The organism is Variovorax atrisoli 110B, from assembly GCF_000382045.1.
Taxonomy (GTDB): Bacteria; Pseudomonadota; Gammaproteobacteria; order Burkholderiales; family Burkholderiaceae_C; genus Variovorax; species Variovorax atrisoli.
Window position 1 is genome coordinate 1 of the sequence record NZ_KB907483.1, and the last position, 7829, is coordinate 7829.

The 7829-nt window shown below is 68.9% G+C and carries 3 protein-coding genes; all 3 read right to left on the reverse strand.

The features are described from left to right. A partial coding sequence (locus G369_RS0135035; RefSeq protein ID WP_019658734.1) for a condensation domain-containing protein occupies window positions 1-2093 on the reverse strand: 2093 nt, incomplete at its 3' end. A 13-nt stretch (window positions 2094-2106) separates the two neighbouring features. Then, complete coding sequence (locus G369_RS0135040) at window positions 2107-6738, reverse strand: type I polyketide synthase (protein ID WP_019658735.1); 4632 nt, start codon at window positions 6736-6738, stop codon at window positions 2107-2109. After that, window positions 6738-7829, reverse strand: a 1092-nt coding sequence (locus G369_RS0135045) for an acyl carrier protein (RefSeq protein ID WP_026346886.1), incomplete at its 5' end; no start/stop codon positions are given. The genes G369_RS0135040 and G369_RS0135045, both read right to left, overlap by 1 nt.

A 7829-nucleotide genomic window follows, 5' to 3' on the forward strand; every position in this document is an offset into this window, starting at 1 on the left:
TGCAGCACCGTGTCCGCTCCGGCGAGGGTGTAGAACTCCTGCATCCAGGCCATGCAGCTGAACAGGGCACTGTGGCGAATGGCCGCTCCCTTGGGGCGGCCCGTGGAGCCGGACGTGTAGATCACGTAGGCCAGGTGTTCGCCGTGCAGCTTCACCCGGGGATCTGCATCGGACTCGCAGGACGTATCCAGGGTGTCCAGTTCCAGCACCTGGAGCGCTTCGGCACCCGGGATCAGGCTGCGCAGGTGGCTCTGGGTCAGCAGCAAGGCAATGCCGCTGTCCTGCACCATGTAGGACAGGCGGTCTGCCGGGTACTCGGGGTCCAGGGGCACGTAGGCACCGCCCGCCTTGAGCACCGCCAGGATGCCCACCATCATCTCGACGGAGCGTTCCACGCACAGGCCGACCAGCACATCGGGGCCCACGCCAAGAGAAATCAGTCGATGCGCCAACTGGTTCGCGCGGGCATTGAGTTCGCCGTAGCACAGCGCTTCGTCGCCGAAGACCAGTGCAGGCGCCTGCGGCTTGAGCCGTGCATGCGACTCGATCTGCCGGTGCACCGGTTGCTCGCCCTCGTGGCGCCGATCGTTCTCGCTCCACGCCGCAAGCTGCGCGCGCTCGGCTTCGCTCACCAGCACCACATCCCCCACCGCCTGCTGCGGCCGCTCGACCAACGCCCGCAGCACCGACAGGTAGTGCCCCGCCATCCGCTTCACTGTCTCTCGGTCGAACAGCTCATCCGCGTAGAGAAATGTCGCCTCCACGCTGCCGTCCTCGAGCTCCAGTGTCTGCAGCGTCAGCTCGAACTGCGCGTCCTCTTCCTCGAAGTCCAGTCGCTGCACCGACACGCCCGGCCACTCGGCCAGCGAACGATGGTCGCGCCGGACATGGTTGAACATCACCTGGAACAGCGGGTTTGCGCTGAGGCTGCGTTCGGGCCGCAACGCCCCGACCAGTTGCTCGAACGGCAGGTCCTGGTGCGTCTGCGCACCGATCGCCGTGTCGCGTGTCTGCACGAACAGCTCTGCCAGCGTCATCCGCGCATCGATGCGCGCACGCAGCACCTGCGTGTTGACGAAGAAGCCCACGACGCCCGCCGTCTCCGCCCGGTTGCGGTTGGCAATGGGCACGCCGACGCGCGCATCGGTCTGCCCCGTGTGCCGGAACAGCAGCGCATTGAAGCCAGCGAGCAACGCCATGAACAGCGTCGCGCCCTGCCCCTGGGCCTGCTGGCGCAGGCGTGCGACGGTATCGGCCGGCAACGCGACCGTGACGCGCGCCGAGCCATAGCGGCCATCGGCCTTGCGCGGCCGGTCAGTGTGCAGGGAGATCACCGGCTGCTCGGTGCCAAGGTGATCGCGCCACCACGCGAGCTGGCGTTCGCCCTCTCCGCTTTCGAGCCACTGGTTCTGCCAGACGGCGTAGTCGGCGTACTGCACAGGCAGCGCGGGCTGCGCCATCGGACGCCCCTGGACACGTGCTGCGTATTGCGCAGCCAGTTCGTCCAGCGTCAGCTGCACGGACCATCCGTCGGACACGATGTGGTGCATCACGACCAGCAACCGATGCGCCTGCGCACCGGTCTTCAGCAGCACGGTGCGCATCAGCGGGCCGCGCGTGAGGCGGAAGGGCTCGGTGCGAATGCCGCGCACCTCATGCTCGATGGCGGCCTCGCGGGCCCCGGCCTCCAGCGTGCTCAGGTCGATGCAGGGCAGCGCGACCGGCAGGGTCTCCAGAATGACCTGCTCCACTTCGCCATCGCCTTCCTCGCGGAAGACGGTGCGCAGCGACTCGTGGCGGTCGACCAGCGCCTGCACGCTCGCGCGCAGGGCCTCGACATCCAGATTCCCCGAGAGCGCCAGGCCGCCGCTCAGGTGATAGGCCGTGCGGGCCGGGTCCAGCTTCCACAGGAACCACTGGCGGCGCTGGGCGAAGGACAGCGGTGCCCGGTCTTTCTGCGGACGCGGGGGAATGGCGCTTTCGGTTTCGCGCGTGCCGGCCACGTGCGCGCCGCGCAGCCGCTCTTTCAGCCTGGCGCGTTGTTCGGCGCTCAGGCTGGCGCGGCGTGCGGAGATATCCTGGATTTCGGGCATTGCGGTGCTTGTTTCAGACGGTGGCGGCATCGGCCGGGGTTTTGCTCTCGCTGCTTTCGCCGTTCTCGATCTCTTCGATCAGGCGGGTCTCGACCAGCAGGGCCAGGTCGGCGATGGTTGGCGCCTTGAAGAAGGCGGCCGGGTGGAGTTCGATCTCGTAGGCCTTGCGCACGCGCGCCAGGATCTGGATGGCAAGCAGCGAATCGCCCCCCAGTTCGAACAGGTTGTCGTGGATGCCGACGGCGGTGATGCCCAGCATGTCCTGCCAGACCGCCGCGAGCCCGGTTTCGAGGTCGCCATCGGGCGCAACGTAGGGTGTGTCAAGTGCAGGGCGCGGATGGTTGCGGCGGCCGGCGCGCCCCGCATGGGCCAGGGGACCGGACTCGATCAGCTCGAGCATGCCGCTGTCGAGTTCGCCGAGGCGCTGCGCCAGGTCGGTCGTGGAGATCACCACCTGCGAGAACGCCGGGCCGTTGACGATGCGCTCCAGCACCAGCGCGCCCTCGGGGCCATCCATGCCGACGCCTTCGGGCAGCACCATGCCCGCTGCCATGCCGAGGTCGCGCCAGGCGTCCCAGTTGACCGAGAAGACGGCATGGCGGGCGCTGCGCTGCACCTGTGCCGCCAGTGCATCGAGATACGCGTTGGCCGCGGCGTAGTCGCTCATGCCCAGGCCGCCGGCCATGGCGGAAATCGATGAACAGAAGAGCACGAAATCGAGTGCGTCCTCGCGCACCGTTTCGAGCAGCGCCTGCGTGCCGCGCAACTTGGGGGCGAACACGGCGTCGACCATGGCACGGGTGCGCTGGCCGATCATCCCGCTGTTGGCATGGCCCGCGGCATGGATCACGCCGTGGATGGCGCCGAAGCGCGCCCGCGCCTGCGCGGCGGCTGCCTGCATCTGCGCCTCGTCGGCCACGTCTGCCGACAGCACGAGCACTTCGCCGCCCAGCGCCTCGAGTTCCAGCAGCTGCAGCAGCTTCTGGCGCAATGCCTCCGGCTGCTCGGGCGATGCGGCCAGCGTTTCCCAGGCGCTGCGCTCCGGCAGCGGGGTGCGCCCGAACAGCACCAGCTTCGCCTGCCACGACTTCGCAAGGTGCCGCGCCACGGAGAGCCCGACGCCGCCGAGGCCGCCGGTGATCAGGTAGACGCCGTGCGTGCGCAGCCGCTGCTGCGGCCCGGCGCCCGGTGCCGGCAGGGCCAGCGGCTCATAGGCCTTCACCCAGCGGTGCGGTCCGCGATATGCCACCAGGGGTTCGTCATGACGCGCCGGCACGTCGGCCGCGAGCTGCTTCACCAGCCATTCCTCCGCGTCGCTGCCGGGCCCGGGCAACACCACGTCGGTCACGCGGCAGTCGATGTGCGGGTACTCCTGTCCGATCACCTTGGCCAGGCTGAACAGCGTGGCCTTCTCGGGGCACAGGGGCTCCAGCCCGCTGACATCCTCCATCTGGTTGGCGACGACCTGGATCGCCAGCTTGCGTTCGCTGCCGCCCGACACGGCGTCCAGCGCCTGCGCGAGAGCCAGCAGGCTGAAGAAACCGCGCTCCAGAATCTGGTCCGACTGCGAAGGTGCCGCGAGCTCATCGTCAACGCTCCACAAGTGATGGATCTTCGAGACCGGTCCCAGCTCGGCCTGCACCTTGCGCAGCACCTGCTCGTGGTCGGCACGCTCGCCCGGACGCACCGCGTAGTGGCGCGGGCTGATCTCCACGAAAGCTGGCCCCTGTTCCACCCAGACCACCGGGTGCGTGTCGGCATCCTGGTGCAGGTGGCGGATGAGGCTGTCCGTGAGGCTGCGTGTCTCGCCGAACACCAGCGTGCATGTGCCGGCCGGCGCAGGGGTCTGCACGGGCAGCAGCGGTTCGGTGCGCTTCCAGGTGGGCACGTAGAACGCGTCGGTCGGAGCGCCTGTCGTACCGGCCTTGGCACCGCCCTCGAAACTACCCGCTTCGACCCAGTACGACTGGCGCTGGAACGGATAGGTCGGCAGCGGTACCTGCCGACGCGGCTGGCCTGCGCGGCAGGCGGCCCAGTCGATCTCCACGCCGGCGCACCAGAGCGCGCCGGTGACGCTGGCCAGTTGCCGCTCGTTGCGGGCCTGCTGCTGCGGATGTGCCTGGCTGGCCCAGATGCCCGCGGCCGACGCAGCCAGCGGATGCTGGCGCGCGAGCCCGGTCAGCGTTTCGCCAGGGCCCACTTCGAGCACGACTCGGCCGGGCGCCTCGAACAGCACGGCCAGCCCGTCGGCGAAGCGCACGGTACTGCGCAGATGGCTCCCCCAGTAGGCAGGGTCCACAGCCTGTTCAGCAGTGATCGGCTTGCCGGTGACGTTGGAGATGAACGGGATGCGCGGCGCATGGCGCGGCACCGACGCGACCACCTGCTGCAGTTCCCCCACGATGGACTCGGTCATGGCCGAGTGCGACGCAATGGCGACATGCAGGCGGCGCGGCAGCAGACCGCGGGCGGACAGCTGCTTCTCGGCCGCCTCGACGGCCTGCAACGGGCCCGCGAGCACGCACAGCTGCTCGCCATTGATCGCCGCGATGTCGCAGCCGGCCTGGAGGAACGGTGCGAGCTCGGCCTCGGTCAGCGCGATGGCCGTCATCGCGCCGGCGGGCATCGACTGCATCAGGCGGCCGCGCGCGGTGACGATGCGCAGCGCGTCTTCCAGGCTGAACACGCCGGCCAGGCAGGCCGCCACGTATTCGCCGAGGCTGTGGCCCAGCATCACCGCGGGCTGCACGCCGCGCGCCATCCAGGCGCGGGCCATCGCGTACTCGACGATGAACAGCACCGGCTGCGTGTATTCGATGCACGACAGCTTGTGGTCGGCTGCGGCTTCGGCACCGGCCGCCGGGTACAGCAGCTGGCGCAGGTCCATGCCCATCGCATCGTTCAGCAGAGCGCAGCAGCGGTCGACTTCGCCGCGAAACACCGGGTCGTCGCGGTACAGAGCCGCGCCCATGTTGGCGTGCTGCGTGCCGCCGCCGGGGAAAAGGAAGGCAACCTCGGGTGCGGTGGCTGGCGCGCGCATCACTTGCTCGAACCCGCCCTCGGACGACAGCAGTGTCTGTGCGGCCATGGCATTGCCGTTGGCGACGATGGCCGCGCGCAACGGCTGCGCACGACGGCCGCTCTGCAGCGTGTGCGCGATGTCTGCAAGCGACTGGTCGCTCGACGCTTCGAGGTGGCGGCCCAGTTGCCCGCCGGCCTGCTGCAGCGCGGAAGCGTTCTGGGCCGACAGCGGCAGCACCTGCCAGCTGGACGATCCTTCGGCCGGTTTCACAGCCGGTGCCTCTTCGAGCACCACATGCACATTGGTACCGCCGATGCCGAACGAGCTGACGCCCGCCCGTCGCGGCGTGGTGCCCGCGGGCCATGCCTTGGTGGCGGCATTGACGTAGAACGGGCTCGCCGCGAAGTCGATCTGCGGATTGGGCCGTTCGAAATGCAGGCTCGCCGGCAGCGTCCTGTGCTTCAGCGCCATCACCGTCTTGATGAGGCCGGTGACGCCAGCCGCAGCATCGAGGTGGCCTACGTTGGTCTTGACGGAGCCGATGGCGCAGTACCCGGTGCGGCCCGAATCGGCATGGAAGGCCTGCGTCAGCGCGGCCAGTTCGATGGGGTCGCCGAGCACCGTGCCGGTGCCGTGCGTCTCGATGTAGCCCACGGATTCGGCGGGCACGCCGGCGATCAGCTGGGCAGCGCGGATGGCCTCGGCCTGCCCGTTCACGCTGGGCGCGGTGAAGCCGACCTTGTCGGCGCCGTCGTTGTTGGCGGCACTGCCCTTGATGACGGCGTGGATGGTGTCGCCGTCGCGCAGCGCGTCGTCGAGGCGCTTGAGCACCACGATGCCCGCGCCGCTGCCGATCACCGTGCCCGCGGCCTTCTCATCGAAGGCGCGGCAGTGGCCATCGGGCGAAAGAATGGCTCCGGCCTGGTAGAGGTATCCGTTGTCCTGCAGCAGGTTGAGCCACACGCCGCCGGCAAGTGCCATGTCGCAGTCGTAGCCCAGCAGCGACTGGCAGGCTGTGTGCACCGCGGCAAGCGAGGTCGAGCAGGCGGTCTGCACCGTGACGGCCGGGCCACGCAGGTTGAGCTTGTAGGCCACGCGGGTGCACAGCGATCCGCCGGAGTTGCCGCTCATCAGGCCCAGCAGGTCGGCGATGCCTCGCCCGTCACCCAGGCCGAACGCCGGCAGCAGGTGCCGCATGAGGTACAGGTTGGGGCCCTCGCCCGCGTAGACGCCGATCTTGCCCGGCCAGCTGTGCGCGTCGCAGCCGGCGTGCTCCAGCGCGGCCCACGCGCACTCCAGGAAGATGCGCTGCTGCGGATCGAGATACTCGGCCTCGCGCGGCGAGTAACCGAAGAAGCCGGCATCGAACTGGTCGAAGCCCTTGAACTGGACGCCCGCCTTCACATAGGCCGGATCGTCGATCAGCTCCTGCGAAATTCCTCGGGCGCGCAGCTGCTCGTCGGTGAAGCCGGCGACGGACTCCACGCCGTCGCGGATGTTGCGCCAGAACGCGTCGACATCGTCGGCGCCCGGGAAGCGCCCCGCCATGCCGACGATGGCGATCTCGATGCCGGTGGTGGCGGCCGCATCGGCCTGCCCGGCCTGTTCGTTGATGGTGTTCATCAGTTGACTCTTTCCGCGGATTTGCGACGTTGAAGCAAGGCGGCGCGCTGGCGCAGCGCACGGTCGTCGCCGGCCGTGGGCGACGACGCCGCGGGTGCGGCGGCGCCGCGCTCCATCCACCGGGCCAGCGAACCGACCGTGGGGTACTTGAAAAGCTGGACCAGGGCGACGGGAGTGCGCAGCCTGTCTTCGAGCAGGCGGTGCACGCGGACCAGCAGCAGCGAGTGCCCGCCGAGGTCGAAGAAGTTGTCATGGATGCCGACCTTCTCCATCTGCAGCACTTCGGCCCAGATGGCGGCGATGGTTTCGGCGATGGGGCCTTGCGGGGCCTCGTAGGGTTTGTCTCTGGTGATGGCGGGGACGGGGAGCGCCTTGCGGTCCACCTTCCCGTTCGCGTTCAGCGGCAGCGCCTGCAGCTCCACGATCACGCTCGGAACCATGTAGTCCGGCAGCGCCTCGCCCAGCTTCTGCTTGAGCACTGCCGTATCGATGCCTTGGCCCGAGACATAGGCCACCAGCCTCGTACCCGCAGGACCCTCGTTCGCCACGACCACCGCCTCCCGGACCTCCTCCTGGGCCTGCAACCCCGCCTCGATCTCCCCCAGCTCGATGCGGAAGCCCCGCACCTTCACCTGATGGTCGATCCGGCCCAGGTATTCCAGCTGACCCTCGTTGTTCCACCGCACCAAGTCTCCCGTGCGGTACAGGCGCTGCCCCTTGTCCGTCGCGATGAAGCGCTCGGCGGTCAGTCCTGCCCTCTTGAGGTAGCCCCGAGCCAGGTTGATGCCCCCCAGGTACAGCTCTCCCGCCACACCCGCAGGCACCTCGTTCAGGCTCCCGTCCAGCACGTACGCCTGCGTCTGGCTGATCGGACGCCCGATCGGCACCTGACTGCTTCCATCGTCCCGGCACGTCCACTGCGTCACATGGATCGTCGTCTCCGTCGGCCCGTACAGGTTCTGCAGCGTCGCCCCGCTCAGCCTCTGCAGCGCCTCTCTCTGCGTGGCCGCAGGCATGGCCTCTCCCCCGCAGATGATGTGCTTGAGATTCGTGGTCTTCTCTATCCCCTCGTACGCCAGGAACGCCTGCAG

Excerpts from the sequence above, each read along its gene's own strand:
- G369_RS0135040 (WP_019658735.1), bottom strand. The coding sequence starts at position 6,738 with ATGAACACCATCAACGAACAGGCCGGGCAGGCCGATGCGGCCGCCACC.